Origin of the sequence: Rhodoluna sp., assembly GCF_036721215.1 — a bacterium.
GTDB lineage: Bacteria > Actinomycetota > Actinomycetes > Actinomycetales > Microbacteriaceae > Rhodoluna.
Genome location: NZ_DAIMLM010000001.1, coordinates 439,526 through 464,713 on the forward strand (window position 1 = coordinate 439,526; position 25,188 = coordinate 464,713).

Below are 25,188 nucleotides of genomic sequence, written 5' to 3' on the forward strand. Positions count from 1 at the left end.
GGCCACGAGCTAGCCAAGGCTCTAAGATTGAAGGTAATTACTTCCCAATTGATTTGGAGCGCATTTTGGCGTCAATTTTTGACAAAGTTCTTCGTGCCGGCGAAGGCAAGACCCTAGCAAAGCTGAAGGCTCTGACCAAGGCCGTCAACGCTCTAGAACCAGACTTTCAGCAGCTCAGCGACGAGGAACTCAGGCATGAGACTACTTCTCTAAGGGAGAGATTTGCCAAGGGCGAGAGCCTGGATGATTTGCTCCCAGAAGCTTTCGCGGCTGTCCGCGAAGCCGCCACCAGAACCATTGGACTTAGACCATTTGACGTTCAGATTATGGGTGGTGTCGCCTTACACCTTGGCAACATTGCCGAGATGAAAACCGGTGAAGGTAAGACTCTTGTTGCAACTTTGCCCGCGTACCTAAATGCCATTGCCGGTCGCGGTGTTCACGTTGTTACCGTAAACGACTACCTAGCCAGCTACCAGAGTGAGCTAATGAGTCGAGTCTTTAGGGCCCTGGGTATGACAACCGGTTGCATCACATCCGGTCAGGAACCTACTGTTCGCCGGGAACAGTATCTAGCCGACATTACCTATGGAACCAACAACGAGTTTGGCTTTGACTACCTGCGCGATAACATGGCCTGGCAAAAAGCCGACCTGGTGCAGCGCGGGCATTTCTTTGCCATCGTGGACGAGGTTGACTCGATCTTGATCGATGAGGCTAGAACTCCGCTGATTATTTCTGGACCTTCCTCAGGTGAAGCTAACCGCTGGTTCACCGAGTTTGCCAAAATTGCTCAGAAGCTTCAGCCGGTAATTGATTACGAAGTGGATGAGAAAAAGCGCACCGTAGGAATTTTGGAACCAGGAATCACCAAGGTCGAAGATTACCTGGGAATTGACAATTTATATGAATCAACCAACACTCCACTGATTTCCTTTTTGAATAACTCAATCCGCGCCAAGGCTCTGTTCAAAAAGGACAAGGACTACGTAGTTATCAAAGGCGAAGTGCTAATTGTTGACGAGCACACCGGAAGAATTCTTCAGGGTAGAAGATACAACGAGGGAATCCACCAGGCAATTGAAGCCAAAGAAGGTGTTGAGGTAAAAGCTGAGAACCAGACCCTGGCAACAGTTACGCTGCAGAACTTCTTCCGTCTTTACAGCAAGCTAGCCGGTATGACCGGTACCGCGGCAACCGAAGCAGCAGAGTTTATGGCCACTTACAAACTAGGTGTCATCCCAATTCCAACCAACAAGCCAATGGTTAGAAAAGATCAGTCAGACCTTATCTACAAAAACGAAGAAGTGAAATTCAACATGGTTGTTGAAGATATCGTCGAGCGTCACGCCAAGGGTCAGCCAGTCCTGGTTGGAACCACCAGCGTAGAAAAAAGCGAGTATCTATCGGTGCTGCTTGCTAAGCGCGGAATAAGACATGAAGTGCTAAACGCTAAGAACAACGCCCGCGAGGCGTCCATTATCGCTATGGCTGGTCGCTTTGGCTCGGTAACCGTGGCCACCAACATGGCCGGTCGTGGAACTGACATCATGCTCGGAGGAAACGCCGAGTTTCTAACCGTTGAGGCTCTTGCCAAAAAAGGACTGGTTTCCGAGCAAAGCCCAGAAGAATACGAAACCGCGTGGGCTGCCGAGTTTGAAAAGATCAAGCAAGAAGTAGCTGTGGAAGCCGAGAAGGTTCTCTCGGTTGGTGGGCTGTATGTGCTTGGAACCGAACGCCACGAATCCAGGCGAATCGACAACCAGCTTCGTGGTCGTTCCGGTCGTCAAGGTGACGTTGGAGAATCCAGGTTCTACCTGTCATTGACTGATGACCTGATGAGACTGTTCAACTCTGGAGCAGCTTCAGCATTGATGAACCGATCCGGTGTGCCAGACGATACCGCCATCGAATCCAAAGTTGTTTCCAGGGCAATTGCTAGCGCACAGTCGCAAGTCGAAGGTAGAAACGCAGAGATTAGAAAAAACGTTTTGAAGTATGACGATGTGCTAAATCGTCAGCGTGAAGCTATCTATGGCGACCGCAGGCGAGTTCTCGAAGGCGATGAGATAGCAACCCGGATTGATCAATTCCTAGAAGACACAATCACTTATCTTGTTGACTCAACCCTTGCCACCAAGGAAGATGTCTCGGAGAGTCTTAAGACTCTCTGGACAGACCTCAAAGCTGTTTACCCAATTTCACTTGAGATCGATGAAGTTCTTGCTGAAGCAGGAAGCGTTTCAAGACTGACTGCAAACTTCCTCTCCAAGGAAATCATTAGCGATGCCAAGATCGCCTATAGAAAGCGCAGTGAATCAATTGGTGAGCAGGGCATGCGCGAGCTTGAAAGACGCGTAGTGCTATCTGTAATTGATAGAAAGTGGCGCGATCACCTATATGAGATGGACTACCTAAAAGAAGGTATCGGTTTGCGTGCCATGGCCCAGCGCGACCCACTAGTTGAGTATCAGCGCGAAGGTTTCGTAATGTTCCAGCAGATGATGGGATCCATCCGCGAGGAAGTTATCACCTATCTATTCAACGTAGAAGTCAGCGTGAACCAGTCGCCGGTGGATCAGATTAGACCACAGGGCAACCTAAGCTACAGCGCCCCCGGAGCCCCAAAAGAGGACGCTGAACCAGTTGTTGAACGCGCCCCGTTGAATCGGGCAGCCGCCAGAAAGCAAGCTCAGGCCAAAAAATCCGGTAAGCCCGAAAAAGGAAGCTCCTTTTTCAAAGGCTAGATAAACCCAATATTGGTGGCTCTCCAGATGTTATGAACGCCTTCCAATCGGATCGCAACAGCTTTAGATCTTCTGCCAGAGCTAAGAACCACAACCGATTCGATTACCCCCGCGCTCGGGTATTGGTATCTAACGCGCACCACATCGGTTGGTTGAACCTGCGGTTTTCTTCCGTGTTTCAACCGATACTGAGCCCTGGAAACAGCCCTTCGCTTTAAAGACTCATAGACATGTTCGTTCAAAACGTTTTGTAATTGATCAACCGACCGGACCCCAGAGATAACCTCGTTTACCGCCGTTGCAATAGCTGCAATGAAAATCTGGGGCCGCCTAAGCGGCTGGGTTTCTGGTAAATCAGGCCCAAACTCTAGGTGCCTCTGGTTCTCATACCCCCTCGAGTGAATAGTGCTATCGATTCGCATGTCTGGTTTCTTCACTTCACTCCCTTGTTAGCCAAACTCAATTTGAGTGGCTTTAGGGTAATTGAATACGCTCCAGCATTTAGCTGGCATTAATTACTTGTGTATAACTATTTAGCAATGTCGGCGGGTGCGTAATGATGTTGCCATGCCCACACTCACCAACTACGAACCTCAGTTCCAAACCCGCCATAGACCATCGCCGCTGGTCCCCGTAGGCGCCAATTGTCTTCAGCTCGAATTTGCACATGGCCTCACTCGCGAGCTGACCCAGGTAAGAATTAGCCGGTCATTTGTTTTTGGCCTACTCGAAGACAAGATCAGCTGGAGCCTGATTCGACTGAATCAAGTTATGGCCCTCAGGTTTCAGACCCACACCTCTGATTCCTCAGCTGCGATCACTTGGACCCGTAAAACCGCGGCGGAGCTCATTGGCTTACTTGATCTTCCCGCCCCAGCAACCATCTGCTTTCAAAATGCTCCCAGCAAGAAAGTGAGGTTGGTTGTGTTGGGCGCAACAAGGGGACTGGTCGCTACCGATAGCTACCAACTACCTCTGGTTCCACTCCAGGCAATTAGCTACCTCGAGATTTCCCCAAGCGCAATCAATAGAACGGAGTTCAACTCTTGAAAAAACTGAAAAGCCAGCCAGGTGGCAAGAGCCCAATTTCTATTGTTCTATCCGCTCTTGCCGTCCTGGTATCAGTGCTTGGAGCCTGGTTCTTTATCGAAAGCAATAAAACCACAGAGGTTTTTCTAGTTACCAAGCAAGCCCTACCTTCTGGGGTAGCTCTAAACCTGAACAATCTAGAGAAGATAGAGCTCTCGCTCTTTGGTCTGGCAGGAGCCTACCTGAGACCAGAATCACTGTTGGAAGGTACCTACCTACAAAGACCCATTGGCTCCGGTGAAACAATTCCGCTTTCAGCCATAACAACCCAAGATCAAGACAACTTCTCCAATTTGGTGCTCACACCACAAATACCTGTGAGTAGCCAAGTAACCGTTGGGTCAAAAGTAGCTATCTGGGCCGCACCATTACTTGAATTTCAAACATATGGCGAACCAGTTTTGCTGGCAGTGGACGCCGAGGTAGTTGAGCTCATTGAACCAGAAGGTGGCTTCGCAAACCAACAGAAATCACTTGAACTAAGAGTTCCAACTGCATCACTTCAGTATCTTCTTGGAGCAATCTCCGGCCAAGCCTCGATCGCAATTACTGCGACCGGAGGTTCCAGCTAGTGCTGGAATCAATTGTTCGGTCACTGCAAGCCGCCAAGAAACAAAACACAAAACCCGAACCGCAGGTTATAGCCGTTACTAGCCCACACGGCTCAACCGGTAAAACCACAGTGTCCATAAACATGGCCTTAGAGCTCGCTTCAGAAAGGTATTCGGTCTTGCTTATTGACGCAGATCTTGAAGGCCCGAGCATTGCAAACTACTTCTGCCTTTCAGAGCTACCGGCTGGGCTGGTTGGTGCCATGAGAATTGCGAGCCAGCACCGATTTGATCAAACACAACTTGAAAGACTAAGCATCAAGATTCCTAAAAGCTCAATCACAGTTTTACCCGGAGTTATCTCAGACCAGGTCTTGGAGCTAACCAGTGAGAGTATTCAGGCAATTCTCGAAGTGGCCAAAGCAAGCTTTGACTTTGTTGTTGTGGACCTAGGCTCGCTAAAACCAAAACAAGAATTTAATCTCACCGGTGAAGTGGTTCGCATAAGTGACCAGGTAGTACTCGTGGCACTTGCTGACCCGATAGGGATCTTTAGGCTGCTTAGAGTAGAGCAATACTTGCTCTCGCTAACCGAGCAGCTAAAGCTCGTGGTAAATCGAACGAGAAATTCAGTTATTTCACAGGCCAAGTCCGAGATTAAAACCACCCTCGCCGGTCTTGGTTCAATCGAGGCTGCAGCATTCTTGCCTGATGACCCAGTCCACGTTGATCAGGCGACGAGGCTAGGAATGTTGGGTGGTGGGCGCTCAGGTGGCTTTCGCTCCGCCATTGGTATCTTTACCCGAGTTGCCATCCTGGATAGGCCAGGCGCCCTCGATGCGCGGGTGGCTAAACTCGGTTAGGTGTCCACTCTTTCTCAACTGATTAGCGATTATGGTGTCCCAAACAAGGCGAACATCGAATGGCTAACTCGGTTGCAGTCGGAGTGGCAATTGGTCGCAGACCTATTGTTTGCAGACCTAGTTCTCTGGGTCCCAACCAAGGACGGCAGCTTTGTTGCCGCCGGTCACGCCAGGCCCTCCAGTGCGGCAACGGTTTTCTATCGCGATATCAGTGGTGAACCCATTCGCAAAGAGTGGCTGGCAACAGTAAAGCAAGCCTTCGAGACCGCTCAGATAGTTGAGCAAAGAAGCTCCGATACCCTAGCTGGCTTACCAACAAGATTTAGCGCTATTCCGGTGCAAAAAGAATCGGCTGATGCAGAGGACACTTCTGGTCCAATTGCCGTTATCACCCGGCATACCAATCTTTCTGAAAGTAGAACCCCAAATAAGATTCAGCTAAATTACGTTAGCTGCGGCAAAGAACTACTTCAGATGATCACCGAAGGAACTTTCCCGGATTACTCTTCCCCTACGGGCCGAAGACGCGGTGCGCCAAGAGCTAACGATGGCTTGTTAAGACTCGATGTCGATGGCAACGTTAGCTTTGCTAGCCCCAATGGGCTTTCGGCTTTTAGCCGCCTGGGTATCGAAGGTGAAATTGAAGGAAAGTCACTGGCAGAGGTGGCCACCAAGATTGTCAAAGCGCAATCCACAGTTGATGAGTCCTTACCTTTAGTTCTTACCGGCAAAGCTCCCTGGCGTGCAGATCTGGAATCAAAAGATGTAACGCTATCGGTACGAGCTATCCCGCTTATGAAATCTGGTGCTCGAACCGGAGCCATAGTTCTCTGTCGCGAAATTACAGAACTTAGGCGCCAAGAACAGCAGCTTCTAACCAAAGACGCCACCATTCGTGAAATTCACCACCGTGTGAAAAACAACCTGCAAACTGTTGCCAGCTTGATGCGTATTCAAATGCGTAGAACCACCAGCGACGAAGCTAAAGAAGCACTCGAACAAGCAATTCGCCGAGTGTCAGCAATAGCACTCGTCCATAACACCCTTGCTGAAGGATTCTCTGACGAAGTGAACTTCGACGAGGTGTTTGAATCCAGCATGCGTCTTGTCGGGGAGCTGGCGACCGATTCTTCAAGAGAGATCAAGCTTCGAATTGATGGCAAGTTTGGCCAACTGGATAGTGGGCTTGCCACACCGCTAGCTGTTGCCTTGACTGAAGTAGTTACTAATGCCGCAAGTCACGGATTGGGGGAGCACGGCGGAAGCATACTTATAACTCCTAGGCAAACTGCCAAGCAGCTGACCATTGAGGTCGAGGATAACGGGGTGGGATTTGAAAAAGATGCTATCGGCAAGGGCCTTGGAACTCAGATTATAAGAACCCTTATCGAGGGCGAATTGCGGGGAAAGATTAGGTGGTTTTCACCGAAAGATGGCGGCACAAAGGTCGCCATCAGCATTCCAATTTAGCTGGCGCGACGAGCCCTGGCGTACTTACGCTTTAGAGACTTACGCTCGTCTTCACTCAAGCCACCCCATACTCCGGTGTCCTGGTTTTCCTTGATTGCATATTCGAGACATTCGGCTGTCACGGTGCACTGGCGGCAAACTGCCTTAGCCTGCTCGATCTGATCTACAGCAGGACCGGTGTTTCCAACTGGAAAAAATAGTTCTGGGTCTTCATTGAGGCATCGAGACTGGTTTAGCCACTGCATATCCATGCGAAATCCTTTATCAGTTGGCCCCCATAGCCAAGACGGGCAATACAAACTCTCACTTAGGTTGGTGAGGTCGAAAATTGTGATTTACGCTTGAATTGCGTAACTCGTGTTCTGTATCTAATCGTTCCATACTGGTAGCGGTTTGTAAATACCCAACTTTGGAGCCCAAATGAGACCCTTTAGCAAGGCCCCAGCCCTGGTCCAAATTGTGCTTTTTTTGCTGGTTCTTGAAGCCCTAGTTTTAGCGGCTGTTTTTTTCACACTACTTTTTGAATTATTCTCGGGACAATTTCAAAGTATTTACGCAGAGGTTTTTTTGTTGGTACTAGCAGCAGCTGCGACGGTCTGGGTATTGACTTTTTCTAGAGGCTTATTGAACAAAAAACGTTGGGCAAGAAGTGCAGCATTTTTTTGGCAACTACTTCAAGCAGTTGTTGGAGCTGGTGCAATCGCAGAGACAGGAACCAGTCGAATTCTTGGAGCGTTACTGGTTTTAGTATCTGGACTCGTTGTTTTGCTCCTGTTTAATTCAAAAGTGGTCGAAGCAACCAATGAAGAAACAGATGGCGATCTAACGAACTAAATATCCAGCTGCTTGCGAAGGCTATCGACGTGGCCGGTTGCCTTCACGTTGTATAGAGCCAGCTCAAGCTTTCCTTGCTCATCCACCGCAAAAGTAGATCGCAGCACACCCTCGTAGGTCCTGCCATACATGCTCTTGGTGCCATAGGCGCCATACTTTTTGTGAACAGTGAGGTCAGGATCAGCCAGCAAGGCGAACTTCAGCTTGTGAGCTTTCTGGAACTTCTGCATCTTTTCGACGCTGTCTGGGGAGACCCCGAGCACCTCGTAGCCAGCCTTGTTTAGAGCCTTTAGGTTCTCATTAAAGTCTTCTGCTTCCTTGGTGCAACCAGGTGTCAGTGCAGCTGGAAAGAAGTAAACAATGACCTTTTTGCCCTTGAACGAGGAGAGTTTTACCTTGGTTCCGTCGTGATTGACGAGTGTGAAATCAGGGGCCTTGTTGCCAACTTCTAGCCTCTTTGCCTCAGCCATTTATCCTCCAGTGGGGTGAATTCGGGGTGTGACTAAAGTCTAAACCACACCCAAATTGGTTGTGGTGGCCAGCGATTATGCTTGAAGAATGTTGCTGCGGTTGATTCAAATCTCTCGTCCAGTGCTTTGGATCAACACCATAGGCACCTCGGTTATTGCTATGTGGCTTGGCGGGGACCTCTGGCGCTGGGACATCATTCCCTTCCTTATCTGGGTAACTTTCCCCTTCAATCTGTTGATCTATGGAATCAACGACATCTTTGATCAGGAAACCGACAATATAAATGCCCGCAAGGGCGGCATGGAGGGTGCCAAGATCAGCCCCCGCGAAGTGGTGCCGATATTTGTTGCCGTTGCTGTTACCAACATCCCGTTCTTGATCTACTTTGCCTTCACGGTGCCCCCAGCTGCCATGGCCTGGATACTGGCCTATGGACTGTTTTTCTATTTCTATTCATCCCCACCATTTAGGTTCAAGGCCAGACCGGTTTGGGACTCGGTATCTAACACCGACTACGCCTTCCCATTAGTTTTCATCCCATTGGCTTTTGGCCACGAACCACTTTGGTTTGCAGCCATTGGACTTATGGTCTGGTCCATGGCCAAACACACCTTTGATGCCGTGCAAGACATCCCACAAGATAGTTTCGTTGGCATCAAGACGACCGCCGTGTGGCTTGGCACCAAAGGCAGTGCTTACTGGGTTGGTTTTTGGTGGCTAATCTCCACTGTCTTGTTTGCACTGGTAAACATTCCGGTTGCGATTGCGAACGCAGTAATCGCTGGCTATCTAACTGTTGCCATCTTTAGAAAACCAGTTCCTGAAACAGGTCGAAAGCTCTATCGGCTTTCGATCGCCTTCCCATACATTGCAGGAACTGTTGCTGGAGTTCAGTTGGTAGCCGCGATGTTCATGGGTGTCTACCCTTGAGTCAGAAATCTATCGTTGTAATCGGCGCCGGAATTAGCGGCCTGGCAACAGCTGCCCTGCTTGCTAAAGCAGGACACAAGGTAAAAGTCATCGAAGGCTCCGACTGGATTGGTGGCAAGTCAAAGCGAATCCTTGTTGACGGCCAGCGCATGGACACCGGCCCAGCTCTTGTTACCTTCCCTGGCGTTTGGAAAGAGTTTCTTCGTAGATACGACAACCTCGGAGATACCTCTATACAAGCAAGCCAAATCGCCCCAATAGAGTTCGAACCACTATCCGAGGTTGGCGAATACTTCTATAAAGGCGATAAGTGCTTGCTTCCGGTTGAGCCAGGCAACAAATGGCACGAGAGCTGGAACCGCTTCGAAGCCATTCACGGCAAGCTCGATAAAGAGATCACGACTCTTTTGACCAATACCTCTATGAGCCCAAAGGCCGTGCCGGCTGTTAGCAAGCTTGTTTCCAACTACGGGCTGAGACTTACAACCAAAAGCTACCTCGATGGTTTGAAGTGGTTACCGGAAGGACTAAAAGAAGTCATTTCAATCCACACCTTGAACGCCGGTGTTGCCCCAGAAAGCACCTTGGCACTATTTGCAACAATGCCCGCCGTGATGGCAACCCAGCAGGTGCTCGTTCCAGTTGGTGGCGTGAACGAAATTCCTCTTACTCTGGAAAAGCTCGCCCGTCACGCAGGGGTTGAGATAAGACTCAATGAAAAAGTGACTGCAATCTCGAAGGGCAAGGTTACGACTACCCAAGGCTCTTACAAGGCAGATCTAGTGGTCTCCAGCTTGGATGCCAAGGTGACGGATCGATTGCTTGGCAAGAAAACTCAAGAGCAAAACCGCAAGATGTCTTGTTCCGGGGTAGCGATCTATGCGGTTTTAGACCAAGACCTGCCACAAGGCACAAAGACCCACTCGGTGATCATGCCCGATGACCCAGCGGCGCTGCATAAATCTCTTGGAAACAAAGAGCTGCCAGAGCAGTCCATGGTGTTTGTCAATTACTACAAGGCCGGTCACATCTACCCAAACAAGAAATCTACGGTTGCCGTCTTGATTACAGCTCCCGCCGATGGCAAGCACTATGACATCAACAGTGACTTCGCTAAGCGTGAGCTGGAGCGAGTAAGCAAAGTCATGGGATTACCTAGAAACATCAAAGAATACTTTGGTGAATTCCAGATTCTAGATCCTGAGTACTTCTCTGGTTGGGGAGCTACCGGGGGAGCGCTCTACGGGGAAGCCAGAAAGATTTGGCAGTCCGGGCCACTCCACCAGCCCAAACACTCATCAATTCTTCGTCCATGGCTTTGGAGAGTTGGAGCATCAACTCACCCAGGCGGAGGGATACCTGCCGTGCTTGGTGGAACACTTATTGCTACTGAGAAGCTACTTAGGCGACTAGGAAATCAGGATCAAAACAATAGTGATTCTTCGCTTTTTCCGCTGCTAGCTACCAACGCTGATTGACACAGTAACCTCAGCTCCGATTTCTAAGTTTTCTGCAAACCGGACAGCGTTCTTGATTGGCAAGTAGTAGAGACCATCCTTCGGAATCAAAGCCGTTAAGAACTCAGTCTTTCCGATCTTGCCCAGAACGGGAATCACACCCCAGCCGTAAGTTAGCTGGGCAGCCATAGCCTTAATCTTCTTGCTTGGCACATCAGGGACTGGAACGAAGTAAAAAGGTGACGGTCCGCGCCACTCGATCATGGCGCCTTTGAACTTAGTAACCACTAGCTCTTTGGAAAACTCATGACGGCGGCGTTTAGTATGGCAATCAAATAGACCCCACTAACTACCCAAGGTCCAATTCCTTCGGAAATGCTGGAAACTGGCACTCGCTTGGACATGTGAAATACGTTTATGGCTAGATGTGGTGCAAAGATTATCCAAGCTAACGCCATAGCAATCGGCATAGCTCCAAGAGCCGGAATTGAGAAAACCGGAATGGTGATTACTAGCACAAGCCAAGCAGAGGCGATGTAATAGTCGTTGGCGGTTCTTAGTTTTAGCTTCCATGGAGCGCCATAGGTTTTGTAAGCAACGCCGGCGTGGAATGCAATCCAGACAAAAGAAACCAGGAAAAACACCCTCGGGACAATATCTAGCGCCATAAGTCCGCCCGCCTGACCATGCTCCATGTGATAGGCGTAGTGCACAAAAATATATCCGAAGGCCATCGGCCAAGCCAACAATCGATTTAGATTTATGAGCGCAGTTGGCTTGCCTTTAATCCCAAGACCCACCAGCAACGAAAGCAAAATCGCACCCAAGATCCCCAGCACCACCACTTCTTCAGTGAGGTTGGTATGTGAGGAGGCTGGCTCGCCTAAGGAGTATCCCCAACCTCCAAAAGCTATGGCTAGTGCAACTAGAGCAACAGTAAGAATGGTGTTTTGGTTGGATTTGAGTGTCTTCATGAGTTAAGTCTAAGTCTCTCCTGAAGCCCAGATTTTCTTGAAGACCCTACGCCACTACCTGCCCCGACCCACACCTTCGCTAAGTTTTGAACCATTTAGCGCAAGTGGTATTGTTTAGAACTGTTGCCAGTTAGGCAGCAAAAAGCACCTCTAGCTCAATCGGCAGAGCAACTGACTCTTAATCAGTGGGTTCCGGGTTCAAGTCCCGGGGGGTGCACGGAAAATCCAGCTACTTCTCACGAGAGCTGGATTTTCTTACATATTGGGGATATCCACAAAGAGATCAAGTCTCCAATTTCAGTATTGACCTACTGATAAGGAATTGGTGATGTTAGTTAGCGAATGGGCAACCAAGTACTGGGAAATCTCTAAAGTCTCCAACAATACCTTGTACGGGTCCTAGTTTGAGAAAGTTATCCCTAAGTACTTACCGGTCCAATAGCTCCGTGACCAATGCCGCAATGGCACTGCGCTCGGAGCGAGTCAAGGTGATGTGAGCAAACAGTGACTGGCCCTTGAGAGCTTCAATTACTGAAGCGATTCCATCGTGCCTGCCGACTCGCAAGTTGTCACGCTGGGCAACATCGTGAGTCAAGATCACTCTAGAATTTTGACCAATGCGGGATAAAACGGTTAGTAGAACATTTCTTTCCAAAGACTGAGCCTCATCCACAATCACGAAACTGTCGTGCAGCGACCGTCCACGGATGTGGGTTAACGGAAGCACTTCGAGCAGGCCTCGGTCCTGGATGTGCTCAATTACTTCTTTGGAAACCAAGGCGCTCAAGGTGTCAAAAACTGCCTGACCCCAGGGATTCATCTTTTCGGCCTCGGTGCCTGGAAGGTAACCAAGCTCCTGTCCGCCAACTGCGTAAAGAGGCCTGAAAACCATAATCTTCTTGTGCTGGCGCCTGTCAACTACCGCTTCCAATGCCGCGCATAGCGCCAAAGCGGACTTACCGGTTCCGGCTCTACCACCTATCGAAACAATTCCAATTTCCTGATCCAGCAGGTAGTCAATGGCAAGGCGTTGCTCGGCAGATCTTCCTTGAACCCCAAACACGCCGCGATCACCACGGACGAGCTTCATTTTTCTGTTTGAGGTGACACGACCGAGTGCGTGTCCTCTTTCTGAGGAGATAACTAGGCCGCTGTTCACTGGCAGGGTCGCCGCCTCTGGGTGCGTAACTTCTTCATTGTCATATAGCTCAGCCATTTGATCAGCGCTAAGCGCTAGCTCACTAATTCCACTCCAGCCAGAGTCGATGGCAAGTTCGTTTAGATACTCCTCCGCAAGCATTCCAAGACTTGCGGCCTTGACTCTCATTGGAAGATCTTTTGAAACAACGGTGACGTTGAAACCTTCGCTGGATAGATTCATGGCCACCGACAGAATGCGTGAATCGTTATCGCCAAGCTGGAATCCAGTAGGCAGTATCGACTGGTCGCTGTGGTTTAGCTCTACCCGGAGGGTTCCTTTATCGCCAACCTCAATTGGAAAATCAAGTCGCTGATGTTTTTGACGCAGATCATCAAGGTGTCGCAACGCCACTCTGGCGAAGTACCCGATTTCGGGATCGTGACGCTTTTTCTCAAGCTCGTTGATTACCACGATCGGGATTACAACCTCATGTTCGTCGAATCGGAACATGGCCTTTGGATCGGCAAGCAATACTGAAGTATCCAGCACGAAGGTTCTCACCGCCTGGTCGTTCTTAGTTTGGTTCTTGGCAGTAGAAGTGGCTCCGGCTTTAGGCAATCAGTCCTCCATAGTTTCAGGCTTAGCTTTAAGGTAAATCCTGATTTGCAGTTGGCGCGCTAACAACACGCCCGAATCAAGGACCGCCAAAGCGGCGGTGCTCGGCAAAAGTTCGGATTGCCCGAAGCAAGTCCACCCGAGGGGTCCACGAAAAATCCAGTTACTTCTCACGAGAGCTGGACTTTCTTCATTCTGTCCCCAGCCGACCCTGATTTCGTAAGTGGATCAGTTTTGCCCGACGGCTACTTTCTGTCTCGACAGGGCCGCTACTAGATCCTTGACCTGACGCTTCTCTGGCTCACCTAGTGCTTGGAAGAAGTCGACGGTTTGGTCCCAGACATTTGATTCAAGTATTCCTCTGCAATCAAACACCACGGATCTGTTCATAGCTTGATGAACTGAATCGGGGGATACTTCGTTAAACTCCTGCCAACCTGTGAGAACAAGAAGGGCATCCGCACCATCAACGGCAGAAAGTGCGCTCTCTGCAAAAACAATGTTGGGATTATCAGAAATCTTTACACCGGGATCGTACGCAATCACTGTCGCGCCCTGCCTGTTCAGGCTAGACACTATCTCGACAGCAGGGCTTCCTCGAAGATCAGCTGTTTCTGGCTTAAAAGACACTCCCCAGACAGCAATCTTTCGACCTTCCAGTTTTCCAGAAAGCATTGCCTTGAGTCTTTGGACCACTGCCTCTTTGGATCGAGCGTTGCTCTCCAGTGCCCCGCTAACAACAGGCATTTCAACACCTAGCGACTCCGCAGATTTTACCAGGCCGGAAGAGTCTTTGGGTAGACACGATCCACCCCAACCCGGTCCTGGTGTGAAATATCCCAAACCTATTCTTGGGTCAAGCCCTGTGCCCAAGTAGACCTCAGAAAAGGATGCACCGGATTTCTCACACAGAAGGGCGAGGTCATTTGCAAATGAAAGCCTGGTTGCCAGGTAAGCATTTGATGCAAGCTTAATTAGCTCTGCACCGGCCGCATTAGTTAAGATAAGCTCTGCATCGAAACCCTCGTAAAGTGAAGCTACGCTGTCTCGGACTTCGAGTTCTTCAGCACCAATAACGATTCGAGTGGGCCTCAGGAAATCTTCCAAAGAGGAACCCTGTCGTAGAAATTCTGGGTTGTAGGCGATTCCAATATCTAAGTTGTTGGCCACTGTTCTGATCTGATTGAGACCACCAACGGGCAATGTTGACTTTATGACAATTGTCGTTCCGAGGTCTGCCTGAAGGCAGAGCTGCCTGCAGACATTTATCACCAAACTTAGGTCTATAGCACCGTCGTCCCCAGACGGTGTTGGTACACAGACGAACACAAAATCTGCACCATCCAAGGCTGCCCCCAGATCCTTTTCAAGCGAAAGATGACCTGAGAAACTGGACTTCCTTAGAGATTCTTCAAGTCCCGGCTCTGCTATAGGAATAAACCCACTCTTTAGAAGCAGGAGCTTCTCAAGGGAAGCGTCGTGTCCCGCCACGTGGTGACCCAATTCGGCCCACGCTACGGCAGTTGTTAGCCCAACATAACCCAAACCAATAACTGCAATCCTTGCCATCAGTGACTCCGCTCTTTCAAACAAAATTATGAGCTGAGATTCACGTTTGATTCTCTAGGCGCGGACTTCAAAACTCTGAATAGTAAATGAAGCTATGGTAAATTTTCTCAAATTTGTAATCCTTGAGTTAAGCAACACTTTCTAACTCATTTATCCTTTGTTCACCTAACAAAGGTGTCCTTAGCGGGTGATTGGAAAACCATTTCGCAGTTATGTTGCAATTGGAGACTCACTCTCCGAGGGATTAGGTGACTTCACCTTCAATCTAAGTCGCCACGGAAACGGCTGGACTGATCGCTTAGCGGGCATTCTTGCTCAAGAGGCTCAAGATATGAGTTTTGAATTTGAGTATGCAAACCTTTCCCTTCGCGGTGCCAATCTAGAAAAGATAATGATTGACCAACTGCCGCGGGCTATTGAGCTTCAGCCTGACTTAGTGACGGTAATGGCTGGCTCTAATGATTTATTGACTCGGGAGCATAAGTTACCCCGCCTGAGAGCAATCTATCGCGAAGGACTTATGAGCCTTAAGGCTTCAGGTTGCGATGTGGTGGTTGCAAACACCATAAACCCTCTCCATCTGCGGATATTTAAGCCCCTTCGCTATAGAGCGGAGAGATTCTCAGAGATGATCGGTGACATCGCCAATGAGCTGGGAGTTCCCGTTTTGGATGTCTTCGGAATTCAAGACTTTAGTGACCTCCTATTCTGGGCCGAGGACATGGTTCACTTTTCGGGCCATGGACATGTTGCCGTCGCAAATCAAGCTGCGGAACTATTGAGCCTGAACTACCGATTCCCCCAACCCGCGCGAGACCCAGGTCCAGTTTCGCGTTCAATCTCCGAAACCTTTACTTGGGTTGTTAGGGACGTTATCCCTTTCGTTGATAGACGAATTCGAGGGGTCACCGCAGGAGATGGCTTGGAGCCTAAACATCTTAGGCTCGAAAGCTACCGACCAAACTCCCAACATTCGAACTGGGAACTAATTAGTAGTTGAGCCTGATTTTTCTCGAGATCGATTTTCGAGGCGGTTTCTCAAGAACTCGAAAGGCAGAATTAGTGAGGTTCCTAGGACAATTATTAGGACCGTTATCTCAAGGTTTTCCTTAATTAAAGGAATAGAACCAAGCCAGTATCCAGGCAACATAAATAACAAGACCCAAAGGGTTGCGCCCGCAAAGTTCAGCCTGGTGAACCGAGCATAATCCATTTTTGAGATGCCAGCCAACATAGGAATCATGGCTCGGAGAATTGGAATCAGTCTTGCGAGAATAACTGCCCTAGCTCCGTAGCGATCAAAAAACTCTTGAGTTTTTGCAACAACTTTTTCATTCAGGATGAAGTTTCGATTCTTACTAAACAGCGGTGGACCAATTGTTCTGCCCACCAAGTATCCAACCTGAGAACCTGCTACAGCTGCGACCCAGACCAGTAAAAAGCCAAGCCAATCAGGCAGCCAAGAACTTGAATTGGCCATAGTTAATCCGGTTAGAAACAGAAGCGAGTCTCCCGGTAGGAACGAAGTTAGAATAAAGGCGGTTTCGGCGAAGATTATCACAGCCACGGCAAGCACTGCCCAATCGCCAAAGGCGGCCAGGATCTCGCTTGCGTCAAGCCAGTTCATGACTTCCCTTGGGATGACCTGTCATGAGTGAAGACGCTTCCGAATAGTAGTCAAATAATTTCTGATTATTTGACTTCCACGAGCGTCCCTGAACGCTGCTAGCAGCGCGCTCCCCGAGAGCAGCAATAGCACCTGGTCTAGAAATCAGATTTTCAAGCGCTAAACGATAGCCTGAGGGCTCAGTCGGGTCCACGAGTATGCCATTGACTCCATGTTCGATTATCTCCGAAGGACCTCCAGAATTTGGAGCGACAACCGCCAGCCCACTTGCCTGAGCCTCTTGTATTGTTTGTCCAAAAGTTTCTTCGGTTCCAAAGTGGACAAAGACGTCCATTGCAGCGTAAGCGTGAGAAAGTTCTAGACCGCTAAGCAAGCCAGTGAACTTTACCGGAGCGTTTGCAAACTGCTTCTCTAGCTTCGATCTTTCTGGACCGTCGCCCACGACAACAAATCTCACTCCTTTGATTCCGAAAAGCTCAGCCATGCGATGCACCTGCTTCTCGGCAGCGAGCCTACCTACAAATCCAACTATCAGCTCACCTTCGGCTGCAATCTCTGAACGAATTCTGCTTGTTTCAATATCCAACTTCCGCGTTGGATTAAACAGATCTGTATCTACTCCACGCCCCCAAACCCTGACAGAGTTAAGGCCGAGGGAACGCAGGTATTGAGCTGACAATTCTGTCGGGGCAAGGTTTAAGGTTGCATTCTCGTGAATAGCAACGAGAGCTCGTTCCATCGCAGGTCGGGCAAAGGCTAATCTGTAGCGGCCCAGGTAGCCCGCGACATCGGTTTGATAAACCGCAACGGTTGGAACTGAATTTTCCTTGCCCCATGTAATCGCCTGCGAACCCAGCATGAAAGGGGCCGCAACGTGAATAACGTCCGGACCAAATTGTGCGAGGGCAGTAGCTACCTCTTTGCCAGGAATCCCAACCGAAAAATTCATCACCGGAACCGATCCGCAGCCAATGACAGGAAAGCCAAGGTGAAGTTCAGACTCAGAGTTAGGGGCAATAACAATCGCTTCTAATTCGTTTTGCTTTATACTCTCGAGAACCCGAATAACTGAGTTGGTTACACCATTTATTTGCGGCAAAAATGATTCAGTAACTATCGCGATTCTTTGAACCATAATCTGAAGGTATCTGAATCGGTGCCTGACCCCTCCAACAAAATGTGAATGTCAGGTTACGTAGAAGTGAAGCAAAACCAACACGTCCAAAGGCTAGGGGCGGAAGGAAATCCCAGCCACTTCTCACGAGAGCTGGATTTTTCCTATTTCTTGGGACTCGAGCCTCGGGTTACTGGATATGCCAAGCGCAGGGGGTTTCCAAATATCCAGAAACACGGCAAACTGGAGTATGGCTAAAAAACAAGAAGTAGCAGCTCTAGACACTGACTCAACCCAGGCTAAGCGTTCTATGCTTCCTACCCAGGTCCTGGACACCGTGGAGGATGTCTTTCACGCAGTGCTGACAGCCCTACTGTTCATAGTTGCCCTTGGGGCAATTGTTTTTACGGTACTGAGGCTTTTAAACACCACGCCTTTCTATCCAAACGGAATGCTCCAAGCCATCAACGACATCTTGTTCGTAGTGATCATCCTCGAAATCGCCCGAACAGTAATTGCAAGGTTTAACAGTGGGTTCTACCAATTGACTCGATTCCTGGTCATTGGTGTGATTGCCTCGGTTAGACACATCTTGTCTGTTGGATCGTCTTTGACCCTCGAGATTGGAAAGACACCAGAGGCATTCGAGCGCGGAATTTTTGAATTGCTAGTAAACGGTGGAATAGTCATAGCCCTGGTGCTGGCTATATTCATGACACGAATGGCGGATCAGGGAACAGAGGCAAGTAGCTCTCCTCGCAAAAAAACTCGTAAGGCTTAGTTAGCCCATTCTGTCTACTGGTTAGCTTGCTAATCCAGCGTTTGACTTCAATTGATTTGCGATATCAAGCGCCGCTTCGGCATCGGATGAAGTGGCACCTTCTTGTGGGCCGCCTGAGACCCAGTTTGCAAAGGATTCAGCTTGCAGCCTGAGGGCATCAAGCTGTGGTTTTTCTCCAGTGGAGGGAGTCAAGATTTCAATTCTGGTGTGCTCCTTGGAAGTAAAGACTTCAGCAGAGACTAAATCGCCACCGGGATGGAATCTCCCAAGTGAAACAAGGCCAATGGCGCCACCGGACATTTCCAATATCGATTGAGTGCTATCAGTGTCTCCCTTTGAGTCTTCAGTCTGAGGAAAAATTGATGTCTTTGTCTTGATTACTTCTTGGCCGGTGAGCCAACGAATCTGATCAATTTCGTGCACTGCCATATCAACAAAAATGCCACCACTGGCCAGGCGAAACTCTTTGCGAGGAGGGGACTCGTCCCATTGGGAAGCGTTTATGAAGTGCACCTCACCAATCTCGCCAGAGGCTATTTTTCTGGCTACTTCCCGCAACTCTGGAATGAATCTGCGCCAGTAGGCAACTTGTAACTTGACCCCATTTTTGCTGCATATTTCACCGGCTTGGCGGGCCTGATCGGAATTCAAACCGCATGGTTTCTCGGAAAGAATTGATATGCCTGTTCCCGCAATTTCACTTATAACCTTCAGGTGTTGATCTGTGGGGGCCGCGACGAGAATCCCATCTAGTTTCTCAGCATTAACCATCTGCTCTAAATTGGAATACACCTTATAGCCCAGGCCTCTGATCTTCTCAGCCGTGGCTTCAAATGGTTCCACAACCGAAGTCACAGCGACCTGACTTGAAGAAGATAGTGCGCGCAGATGCATCTGCCCCATGCGCCCACCGCCAACTAGTCCAAGGTTGAAAGTGCTCATTACAAACCAAGCTTCGAAAGTATCTTGCGGTTCTCTCTTTGATCTTCAACTGCACGCTGGAACCTTGCGGCGGTCTTAGGGAAAATGTCCTGTTCGACAACTGCCCAACCCTTGAAACCAAGCTTGTGCATGCTGTCAACGAGAGCCTCTAGGTTTAGATCCCCTTGGCCCAGAATCGGGAAGATTTCCTGATCCCAGATTGCTGTGGTGGGTGCCTTGGATTCGACTATTTTGTCAAAGCGGCTTAGCGTTGCATCCTTTATGTGCATGTGGTTTATTCGGTCAAACCATTTGTTGAGAGCGGCAACCGGTTCACCGCCTCCCAAAAGGAAGTGACCGGTATCTAAACACCAGCCAACATCGGAAACTGACAACATCTTTTCTATTTCTTCTGGTGCCTCCACGTAGGTTCCAGTCTCATTGTGAAATGTTGGTTCGTATCCGCGTGAGCGGCATCTTTCTACGACCATTCGAAGACCGTCACCGAATTTTTCCCAAGTTGGGTCATCATGGCCACTCGAAGGATTGCGTATTCCAGAGCCAGGGTTGGCATTGCGGAAAGGGCTTCCATTATCTGCAATCGTTGGGCGTGGCTGTGGGCCAGAAATAAATGGCACCACGGCGTCAAAGGTATCGAGCAGGGCATCAAGATCTCTCAGGCATTCAGTGAGCCTGGCTTTATCCGCAAAGGGAAATTCTAGATAAGCACCCGAAAGGCCAAGATTTCGATCAGCAAGGCGCATTCCAAGTTCTTTACCCAGACCCAGATAACCAACTGGACCCAGGTCAATACCTTCATACCCTGCAGATGAAACTTCATCGAGAATTGCGATTCCATCTGGGGTGTTTGGGTCAATTCCGACCGTTACCTCAAAGGCACCGTAACTAACAGGCGCGTTTGCTAGACTTATTTCAGGACTTCGCTTGGTCAACTAGCCACCTCCTAGACAATATTGTATTTGGTCTTTGGGTCTTAGCTAAGGCCCTTTACTTGGTCCGAACCAAATCCCATAGTCTAGAGCTGAAGCGAACATGAGAACACAGGGGGAGTCCTTATTCCAAATTTGTTGAAGGTTTCAATCGCTGCCTGCAGCGTTTTCCTCTTAGCTGGTTGTTCAGTTTCCCCAGACTCAACCAATTCGATCCCAGCTTCGCCAGAGGCCAGTGAAGAAGCAATTGCGGAGCTCACTCAAGAACAAATCACGGAATTGATTTCTTCCCTACCAGAAGCTAAAACCCTGGAAGCTCTCAAGGCTCATTACAAAGCAATCGATGAAGCTGCAAAGCAGCTCGAACCCTTCGAGATTGAATACACCAAAGGACCAACCGCAGTGCAGAGCAAAGTTGACAGCGTGGTTGCGAGATTCTCCGAAAAGCTCAAAATGTATCAATTCCTTGGACTTGAGTCTCTAGATCAAGACTGGGTATTAGCAAGTGAGAATGATTACCAGTGGTGGGTGGATTTCCGATCTGAGCAGGAGCCTAGCTTTCCGGTAGAGATGTGGAATAAGGAACTAAACGAACTCGGCCATTGCAGGCTCAGTGCGGATGTGTTTTGTGGTGCGGGTAACGGCGTAAATGGCAAAAACTACCAAGACAACGTTGTTGGAACAGCCTTCACCAATCGGGGAATTGATTATGTCTCCAGACACGAAGCAACTCACTTCTACCAAGCTGTATTCGGCTACGGTGGAAGGTGCTGGATGGCTGAGGGCCAAGCAACTTTCTTCGAAACGTATTTGGAATCAAGCTCGAGATCCCGAGCTGAAGTTCTGGCTCGCTTAAGCGATAGCCCAACAGGAGTTGTTCAGCTATCCGAGTCCGAGTTACTCGGGCTACTAACCAGTGACCAAATCTGCCAGTCGGATTCAAACATTGCTTACGATCTCGGAATGCTGGGCTATGAGTACCTGTATATGAACTTCAGTTTCTTGGCTGTGCACGAGCTGCAAGTACTTAGTAGCACTGAGGGCTGGGATGAAGCAGTATCTCAGGTGCTTTCTGTTGAAGCCCTAGAGCTCAACACTGAGCTAGCTGCATACATCTTCGCGGAAACTAGGTAGCAACTCTTCTGGGCTCAGGCCCCAAGTGCTGCTTTGAGCCAGCTCTTGGCTTTAGCCAAATAATCCTTTGCTAGTTCTGAATCTGGAGCCAAACCCTCGAAAGCATGAGGAGCGCCAGTAACTATATCCAGCTGGCACGGAACCCCCGCCGCAGTGAGCTTGCTCGCGTAGGCCTTGTCTTCTTCGAAGAACAGCTCAACATCGCCAACGCCTATCCAAGCTTTGGGAAGTCCCTCGAGACTTTCTCTTCTGGCAGGAGCTGCGTAGGAAGAGATTTGTTCTGTGCCGAAGGTTTTTCCAAGGTAGGATTTCCAACCAACCAGATTCATTTTGTTGTTCCATACAAAGTGATCTAGATCATCAAGAGATCCATCATGGGCAGTTCGATCATCTAGCATTGGGCAAAATAGCCACTGGGCAGCAGGTTGCGCACCACCCTCATCGTGAATTCGCAGAACTAATCCAGCAGCTAAGCCACCTCCAGCACTTTCGCCGCCAATAGCAATTCGGTTGGCATCGATTCCTCTTTGCGAGAGATTTTCGTGCATCCATTTCCAGGCGCTGTGACAGTCATCAACTGGGGCAGGGTATGGGTGTTCTGGAGCGAGCCTGTAGTCCGGAGAGACAATTACTATGTCGAGTTCGGCAGCAGTGTTAGCTAGTAGTGCATCATCCATAGCGGGAGAACCGATCATCATTCCACCACCGTGAATGTAAAGCATAGCCGCACGAGTTTTTTGTCCAGCGGGAGTGTAAATTCTCAGTTTCAGACCATCAGAAGTTTTAACCTGCTCAATTGTTAGGCCAGCCGGAGCCTTTGGCTTAGGAAGGAGCATTGGGAGCAAAGATCTGGTGAGCACTCTTCCAAAACCGCTGGTAACAGGCAGTTTGGGAAAGGAGGCAGTTGCTTTTCTAAGTGTTGGGTGAATTTGATTGATATCCATGTTTTATCTCCTAAACCAGCTAGCTCGGTGACCCTCGTTGCCTCAGGGTATCACCGAAGTTACTGGAAGCCAACTCAAGAACGGTATTTTGATTTACCAGATTGTTGCGGCAGCCTCGAGCTCACTCGGTGTACAGCTGCTGGTATAGACATTGGTCGAGTAACCAAGCTTTACGATCGTTGCACAATCCGCCATGCGCTCAACCGCGATGGTTCCTACCAACCCGGTGTAAGCCTCATTAGCGGTGATGATATTGGAGCCATATTTTAACCACTGTCGAGCGTGGGCAGCTTCGTGTACTAGCACTGAGATTCCCACAGTGTTTACATAAATTTCATAGAGGGCTGGATCCAGCTCGATTCGCACTGGAGTGGAGTTGACACCACCCACCCAGGCGCGACCGCAAACGTAGTAACCATCACACAAACTAGGAACCCAACTTATGAAGGAGTTTGGCGCTAGACCTGCGATGTAAGAAGTGATAAACGCGACATTTTCCCCACCCTGAACTTCCGCTACCACTACCTCTTGAGCCGGAGGCGCTGGAGCTGAAGGTGCTGTGGAACCTCCGGAGTCTGTAAGGGTGCTAACAGGCGTTATGGTCTTCGCGCGGGCAAGTCGCTCGGCTTCTTCAGCGGCCTCTGCTGCCACCTCCTCAGCTGAAATTTCTTCTTGCGTTTGTTTCCAAATCGCTTGGGCGACTTGGACCAAGTTTATTTTCTCGCCTAGCGAAACAACCTGGACAATTATTTTGTCCCAATTAGAAGACACTGCATCGTTTACAGATTTCAAAAGGGTTGCAATTGATGTTTCAGAACTAGTGGACAAATCTATTTTTTGTTTTAGAGCATTTACTGCGGCTTCTAACTCGAGCAGTCTGGTTGCTTCTTCAACCCAAATCTCTTTGGCATTTTCGATTTCAGCAAGAAGCGCTTCTATGTCTTTCTCGTCTAAGGTTTGACCAACCGCTTGGGTTGCGGTTTCCTGGGCATTTTGTATGGCAAGTTCTAAATCATCAAGCGCGGCGGAGACTTCCCCAATCCGCAGCTGAGCTAACTCAACCGCGAATTCAGCATCGGCAGCAGCTGAGATTTGAGCTTGGGTGTATTGCTGGTAGGCGAAGACCCCAACGCCACCTGCAATTACGGCAACGCTGGATACAACAGCAGCAATTAGTTGCCAAGACTCGAACTTGGCTTTTAGGGCTTGTTTCTTAGTGGGCAAATCAGAACCTTGCGGCAGCGGTCTTTTTTGAGTCCCCAGCGAGAAGTGAAGTGATTGAAAGATGAACCATCATGCCCATCAGGGCCATGATGCCAACGGAGCTAATGGCCATCAAAACGGTGATTTCGTTCAGTGCTAGCACTAGTTCGTGATCCAATTCATACCCCTTTATAGGTTCTATTTAGGTCAAGTTTACTTCCGGTTGATACTAAGCAAAGCTAGAGAGCCGACAACTAGCAGGAAAACCGGAGCAACGTAGTCAAGTCCTGAGTACCAGTCGGTCCAGCTATTAGAGATCACAAAAGCTAGGCCCAAAAGGCCCATGGCTATAAGGCTCCAGGCGATGGCCTTGTTGACCTTGGGGTCTATCTTCTGAAGGTCCTCGCGAGTGCGGGCCGTAATCTGGTCACAGCTTGGGCAATTGAGGTCAGTTTCAGCGATAGTTGCCTGGCAGTTTGTGCATTTCATGGCTCTAGCTTAGTTTGCTAAGCGGCACGGAGACTTTCTCTCTAGCTAATTGAGTCCTTCCGCAATAGGTTTATCTCAACAACTTGGAAGGACTGACATTGTCAAAGTTCAAAGTTTCCCAATTAGCCTTTACGGTCTGCCTTGGCCTAATTGTTACCAGCGGTTCGGTTGCTTCTTGGAGCGTTACAAACGGATCAACTCAAGGAACTCTCTCAACGCCAGAGACACTTTCTTCCCAGATTTCAGCTTCGAGCCAGTCAGATTCGCAAGAACTAGCTCCTGAAAATACGGAACAAAGGCTTTTTCTTGCAACTATAGAAAGTTCAACTCCTGAGTCGCGATTAGCAAATTTGATCCTAGATCCAGACGCCGGTGGTTCGCCTGAAGTTGTATATCCAGATCCTTCGGAGCCGGAGCAACAGGTTACAGGAAACGCTTCGGCGCCTCAGAACTTTAGAATCACCGCACTTGGAGACAACTTTGTTTCACTGAGCTTTACACCTGCTCCAAACGTGTCGCTATACCAGGTCTACATTCGTCACGGCGACTCATTCACAGCAACTGGAGTCGGCCCGGATGGCAAAGTTACATTCACTGACCTTGGAGCTGATTTTGATTATGTGGCCTGTGTTTATTATCGAGTTGACAACATTGAATCTAATCGAGCTTGCCTAGATATTCACACCACCGGTAGCAGGCCAGAAGAACCAGTCAAGGCGGTGGCGCCTAAAAATTTACAACTCTCCGCCACCGAGACTACAGTCACTGCTTCTTGGGACGCAGTCGTTGGAGCTAGCTGGTACTACGTCTGTCACGTAAGTGGAGCAAGCTCTGTGCAGTGCGGTGGATACACTCACCTAACTCCAACCAAAGCGATCTTCCAGGATGGCTCGATTAATCCCGCAACCGTCTACGCCATTCGAGTTCAGACTGTAATGGCGGATGGTTCATTTTCTGAAGTAGCCACTAAATACATTAGAACGCCAGGAACCGCACCAGCCCCACCTACTAAATACGCTGCCCCAACCAATCTTCGAATCACAGCCATTAGCACTTCGGAGGTAACGGCAGCTTGGGATTACCCGAGTGATTCACCGATCACGGTTTGGTCTTTCACTGTTCGTCAGCTCACTTCTTACTCACAAACTGGAGTTGAGGGTGCGGCACGCTCATTCACTTACAAAGACCTTTTTCCTTCGAGTGGTTACGAGGTCATCCTGAGTGGTCGAGACGCCAACGGCAAGAGCACCGAGGAAATCCGCCTCGGTTTCTACAGCCCAGCCAACTAGGTAACTCAGCGCCTAATTGGGGCGT

Annotated in this window: 27 protein-coding genes and 1 tRNA gene; 13 read left to right on the forward strand and 15 right to left on the reverse strand. The window is 49.3% G+C overall.

Features of this window, described 5'->3' with window-relative positions; all coding sequences use genetic code 11:
• Nucleotides 1-65: 65 nt before the first annotated feature.
• Nucleotides 66-2,747: a preprotein translocase subunit SecA gene (secA, locus tag AC9UCN_RS02245; protein ID WP_509523317.1), complete on the forward strand. Its 2,682-nt coding sequence runs from the start codon at nt 66-68 to the stop codon at nt 2,745-2,747.
• Here the strand turns inward: secA and AC9UCN_RS02250 are convergent.
• Nucleotides 2,744-3,184: an Rv3235 family protein gene (locus tag AC9UCN_RS02250; RefSeq protein WP_509523319.1), complete on the reverse strand. Its 441-nt coding sequence runs from the start codon at nt 3,182-3,184 to the stop codon at nt 2,744-2,746. The genes secA and AC9UCN_RS02250 overlap by 4 nt on opposite strands.
• Nucleotides 3,185-3,296: 112 nt before the next feature.
• Between AC9UCN_RS02250 and AC9UCN_RS02255 the strand changes: the two genes are divergently transcribed.
• The 4 genes from AC9UCN_RS02255 to AC9UCN_RS02270 are packed head-to-tail and all read left to right on the forward strand — an operon-like array spanning nt 3,297 to nt 6,720.
• Complete coding sequence (locus AC9UCN_RS02255; RefSeq protein ID WP_509523320.1) at nt 3,297-3,797, forward strand: hypothetical protein; 501 nt, start codon at nt 3,297-3,299, stop codon at nt 3,795-3,797.
• The gene (locus AC9UCN_RS02260; protein WP_509523321.1) at nt 3,794-4,408 is read left to right on the forward strand and encodes a CpaB family protein; all 615 of its coding nucleotides are present in this window, start codon (nt 3,794-3,796) and stop codon (nt 4,406-4,408) included. The genes AC9UCN_RS02255 and AC9UCN_RS02260 overlap by 4 nt, the downstream gene beginning before the upstream one ends.
• Nucleotides 4,408-5,250 (forward strand): CpaE/TadZ family protein, encoded by an 843-nt coding sequence (locus AC9UCN_RS02265; protein WP_509523323.1) that lies wholly within the window; start codon nt 4,408-4,410, stop codon nt 5,248-5,250. The genes AC9UCN_RS02260 and AC9UCN_RS02265 overlap by 1 nt, the downstream gene beginning before the upstream one ends.
• Complete coding sequence (locus AC9UCN_RS02270; protein ID WP_509523325.1) at nt 5,251-6,720, forward strand: sensor histidine kinase; 1,470 nt, start codon at nt 5,251-5,253, stop codon at nt 6,718-6,720.
• On the opposite strand, the gene AC9UCN_RS02275 is transcribed toward AC9UCN_RS02270, so the two are convergent.
• On the reverse strand, nt 6,717-6,965 hold the full coding sequence (locus AC9UCN_RS02275) for a WhiB family transcriptional regulator (protein WP_509523653.1): 249 nt from the start codon (nt 6,963-6,965) through the stop codon (nt 6,717-6,719). The two genes, AC9UCN_RS02270 and AC9UCN_RS02275, sit on opposite strands and share 4 nt — an antisense overlap.
• Nucleotides 6,966-7,140: 175 nt before the next feature.
• Here AC9UCN_RS02275 and AC9UCN_RS02280 point away from each other — a divergent pair, with 175 nt between their 5' ends.
• A complete protein-coding gene (locus tag AC9UCN_RS02280) occupies nt 7,141-7,554 on the forward strand; it encodes a hypothetical protein (protein ID WP_509523326.1) in 414 nt (137 codons plus the stop codon).
• On the opposite strand, the gene bcp is transcribed toward AC9UCN_RS02280, so the two are convergent.
• The gene (bcp, locus tag AC9UCN_RS02285; RefSeq protein WP_509523328.1) at nt 7,551-8,024 is read right to left on the reverse strand and encodes a thioredoxin-dependent thiol peroxidase; all 474 of its coding nucleotides are present in this window, start codon (nt 8,022-8,024) and stop codon (nt 7,551-7,553) included. The genes AC9UCN_RS02280 and bcp overlap by 4 nt on opposite strands.
• An 88-nt stretch (nt 8,025-8,112) precedes the next feature.
• Between bcp and AC9UCN_RS02290 the strand changes: the two genes are divergently transcribed.
• Together AC9UCN_RS02290 and AC9UCN_RS02295 are read left to right on the forward strand one after the other, a co-directional pair.
• Complete coding sequence (locus AC9UCN_RS02290; protein ID WP_509523329.1) at nt 8,113-8,955, forward strand: UbiA family prenyltransferase; 843 nt, start codon at nt 8,113-8,115, stop codon at nt 8,953-8,955.
• The gene (locus tag AC9UCN_RS02295) at nt 8,952-10,433 is read left to right on the forward strand and encodes a phytoene desaturase family protein (protein ID WP_509523331.1); all 1,482 of its coding nucleotides are present in this window, start codon (nt 8,952-8,954) and stop codon (nt 10,431-10,433) included. The genes AC9UCN_RS02290 and AC9UCN_RS02295 overlap by 4 nt, the downstream gene beginning before the upstream one ends.
• On the opposite strand, the gene AC9UCN_RS02300 is transcribed toward AC9UCN_RS02295, so the two are convergent.
• Together AC9UCN_RS02300 and AC9UCN_RS02305 are read right to left on the reverse strand one after the other, a co-directional pair.
• Nucleotides 10,413-10,676, reverse strand: coding sequence for a DUF1905 domain-containing protein (locus tag AC9UCN_RS02300; RefSeq protein ID WP_509523333.1), 264 nt, complete (start codon nt 10,674-10,676; stop codon nt 10,413-10,415). The genes AC9UCN_RS02295 and AC9UCN_RS02300 overlap by 21 nt on opposite strands.
• A 23-nt stretch (nt 10,677-10,699) precedes the next feature.
• Nucleotides 10,700-11,386, reverse strand: a complete 687-nt coding sequence (locus AC9UCN_RS02305; protein WP_509523334.1) for a hypothetical protein — start codon at nt 11,384-11,386, stop codon at nt 10,700-10,702.
• 144 nt (nt 11,387-11,530) lie between these two features.
• Between AC9UCN_RS02305 and AC9UCN_RS02310 the strand changes: the two genes are divergently transcribed.
• Nucleotides 11,531-11,603, forward strand: a tRNA-Lys gene (locus AC9UCN_RS02310).
• A 210-nt stretch (nt 11,604-11,813) separates the two neighbouring features.
• Here AC9UCN_RS02310 and phoH2 read toward each other — a convergent pair.
• Nucleotides 11,814-13,145 (reverse strand): RNA 5'-3' helicase PhoH2, encoded by a 1,332-nt coding sequence (gene phoH2, locus AC9UCN_RS02315; protein ID WP_509523335.1) that lies wholly within the window; start codon nt 13,143-13,145, stop codon nt 11,814-11,816.
• Nucleotides 13,146-13,370: 225 nt separating this feature from the next.
• Nucleotides 13,371-14,711, reverse strand: coding sequence for a UDP-glucose dehydrogenase family protein (locus tag AC9UCN_RS02320; protein ID WP_509523337.1), 1,341 nt, complete (start codon nt 14,709-14,711; stop codon nt 13,371-13,373).
• Between the two features lie 187 nt (nt 14,712-14,898).
• On the opposite strand from AC9UCN_RS02320, the gene AC9UCN_RS02325 reads away from it, so the two are divergent.
• Nucleotides 14,899-15,711 (forward strand): SGNH/GDSL hydrolase family protein, encoded by an 813-nt coding sequence (locus AC9UCN_RS02325; RefSeq protein ID WP_509523338.1) that lies wholly within the window; start codon nt 14,899-14,901, stop codon nt 15,709-15,711.
• On the opposite strand, the gene AC9UCN_RS02330 is transcribed toward AC9UCN_RS02325, so the two are convergent.
• Together AC9UCN_RS02330 and AC9UCN_RS02335 are read right to left on the reverse strand one after the other, a co-directional pair.
• The gene (locus tag AC9UCN_RS02330) at nt 15,697-16,338 is read right to left on the reverse strand and encodes a DedA family protein (protein WP_509523340.1); all 642 of its coding nucleotides are present in this window, start codon (nt 16,336-16,338) and stop codon (nt 15,697-15,699) included. The genes AC9UCN_RS02325 and AC9UCN_RS02330 overlap by 15 nt on opposite strands.
• Nucleotides 16,325-17,473, reverse strand: coding sequence for a glycosyltransferase family 4 protein (locus AC9UCN_RS02335; RefSeq protein WP_509523341.1), 1,149 nt, complete (start codon nt 17,471-17,473; stop codon nt 16,325-16,327). The genes AC9UCN_RS02330 and AC9UCN_RS02335 overlap by 14 nt, the downstream gene beginning before the upstream one ends.
• A 229-nt stretch (nt 17,474-17,702) precedes the next feature.
• Between AC9UCN_RS02335 and AC9UCN_RS02340 the strand changes: the two genes are divergently transcribed.
• Nucleotides 17,703-18,233: a phosphate-starvation-inducible PsiE family protein gene (locus AC9UCN_RS02340; protein WP_509523343.1), complete on the forward strand. Its 531-nt coding sequence runs from the start codon at nt 17,703-17,705 to the stop codon at nt 18,231-18,233.
• A 21-nt stretch (nt 18,234-18,254) separates the two neighbouring features.
• On the opposite strand, the gene AC9UCN_RS02345 is transcribed toward AC9UCN_RS02340, so the two are convergent.
• Both AC9UCN_RS02345 and AC9UCN_RS02350 read right to left on the reverse strand, forming a co-directional pair.
• A complete protein-coding gene (locus AC9UCN_RS02345) occupies nt 18,255-19,175 on the reverse strand; it encodes a Gfo/Idh/MocA family protein (protein WP_509523345.1) in 921 nt (306 codons plus the stop codon).
• On the reverse strand, nt 19,175-20,107 hold the full coding sequence (locus AC9UCN_RS02350) for a sugar phosphate isomerase/epimerase family protein (RefSeq protein WP_509523347.1): 933 nt from the start codon (nt 20,105-20,107) through the stop codon (nt 19,175-19,177). Before AC9UCN_RS02350 ends, AC9UCN_RS02345 begins: the two co-directional genes overlap by 1 nt.
• A 135-nt stretch (nt 20,108-20,242) precedes the next feature.
• Between AC9UCN_RS02350 and AC9UCN_RS02355 the strand changes: the two genes are divergently transcribed.
• A complete protein-coding gene (locus tag AC9UCN_RS02355) occupies nt 20,243-21,238 on the forward strand; it encodes a hypothetical protein (RefSeq protein WP_509523348.1) in 996 nt (331 codons plus the stop codon).
• Between the two features lie 14 nt (nt 21,239-21,252).
• Here the strand turns inward: AC9UCN_RS02355 and AC9UCN_RS02360 are convergent, their stop codons facing one another.
• From AC9UCN_RS02360 to AC9UCN_RS02375, 4 genes are all read right to left on the reverse strand, one after another.
• Nucleotides 21,253-22,182, reverse strand: coding sequence for an alpha/beta hydrolase (locus AC9UCN_RS02360; RefSeq protein ID WP_509523349.1), 930 nt, complete (start codon nt 22,180-22,182; stop codon nt 21,253-21,255).
• A 93-nt stretch (nt 22,183-22,275) separates the two neighbouring features.
• Nucleotides 22,276-23,406 carry a hypothetical protein gene (locus AC9UCN_RS02365; protein ID WP_509523351.1) on the reverse strand — a complete coding sequence of 377 codons (1,131 nt, stop codon included), beginning with the start codon at nt 23,404-23,406 and terminating at the stop codon, nt 22,276-22,278.
• Between the two features lies 1 nt (nt 23,407).
• Complete coding sequence (locus tag AC9UCN_RS02370; RefSeq protein WP_509523353.1) at nt 23,408-23,563, reverse strand: hypothetical protein; 156 nt, start codon at nt 23,561-23,563, stop codon at nt 23,408-23,410.
• A gap of 35 nt (nt 23,564-23,598) precedes the next feature.
• Nucleotides 23,599-23,874, reverse strand: a complete 276-nt coding sequence (locus AC9UCN_RS02375) for a hypothetical protein (RefSeq protein ID WP_509523355.1) — start codon at nt 23,872-23,874, stop codon at nt 23,599-23,601.
• A gap of 98 nt (nt 23,875-23,972) precedes the next feature.
• On the opposite strand from AC9UCN_RS02375, the gene AC9UCN_RS02380 reads away from it, so the two are divergent.
• Entirely contained in the window at nt 23,973-25,163 is a 1,191-nt protein-coding gene (locus AC9UCN_RS02380; protein WP_509523357.1) for a fibronectin type III domain-containing protein, read from the forward strand.
• Nucleotides 25,164-25,188: the final 25 nt, after the last annotated feature.

Coding starts and splice junctions, on each gene's coding strand:
- AC9UCN_RS02275 (WP_509523653.1), bottom strand. CDS start 6,965: ATGCAGTGGCTAAACCAGTCTCGATGCCTCAATGAAGACCCAGAACTA.
- AC9UCN_RS02280 (WP_509523326.1), top strand. CDS start 7,141: ATGAGACCCTTTAGCAAGGCCCCAGCCCTGGTCCAAATTGTGCTTTTT.
- bcp (WP_509523328.1), bottom strand. CDS start 8,024: ATGGCTGAGGCAAAGAGGCTAGAAGTTGGCAACAAGGCCCCTGATTTC.
- AC9UCN_RS02290 (WP_509523329.1), top strand. CDS start 8,113: ATGTTGCTGCGGTTGATTCAAATCTCTCGTCCAGTGCTTTGGATCAAC.
- AC9UCN_RS02300 (WP_509523333.1), bottom strand. CDS start 10,676: ATGATCGAGTGGCGCGGACCGTCACCTTTTTACTTCGTTCCAGTCCCT.
- AC9UCN_RS02305 (WP_509523334.1), bottom strand. CDS start 11,386: ATGAAGACACTCAAATCCAACCAAAACACCATTCTTACTGTTGCTCTA.
- AC9UCN_RS02320 (WP_509523337.1), bottom strand. CDS start 14,711: ATGGCAAGGATTGCAGTTATTGGTTTGGGTTATGTTGGGCTAACAACT.
- AC9UCN_RS02330 (WP_509523340.1), bottom strand. CDS start 16,338: ATGAACTGGCTTGACGCAAGCGAGATCCTGGCCGCCTTTGGCGATTGG.
- AC9UCN_RS02335 (WP_509523341.1), bottom strand. CDS start 17,473: ATGGTTCAAAGAATCGCGATAGTTACTGAATCATTTTTGCCGCAAATA.
- AC9UCN_RS02340 (WP_509523343.1), top strand. CDS start 17,703: ATGGCTAAAAAACAAGAAGTAGCAGCTCTAGACACTGACTCAACCCAG.
- AC9UCN_RS02345 (WP_509523345.1), bottom strand. CDS start 19,175: ATGAGCACTTTCAACCTTGGACTAGTTGGCGGTGGGCGCATGGGGCAG.
- AC9UCN_RS02360 (WP_509523349.1), bottom strand. CDS start 22,182: ATGGATATCAATCAAATTCACCCAACACTTAGAAAAGCAACTGCCTCC.
- AC9UCN_RS02375 (WP_509523355.1), bottom strand. CDS start 23,874: ATGAAATGCACAAACTGCCAGGCAACTATCGCTGAAACTGACCTCAAT.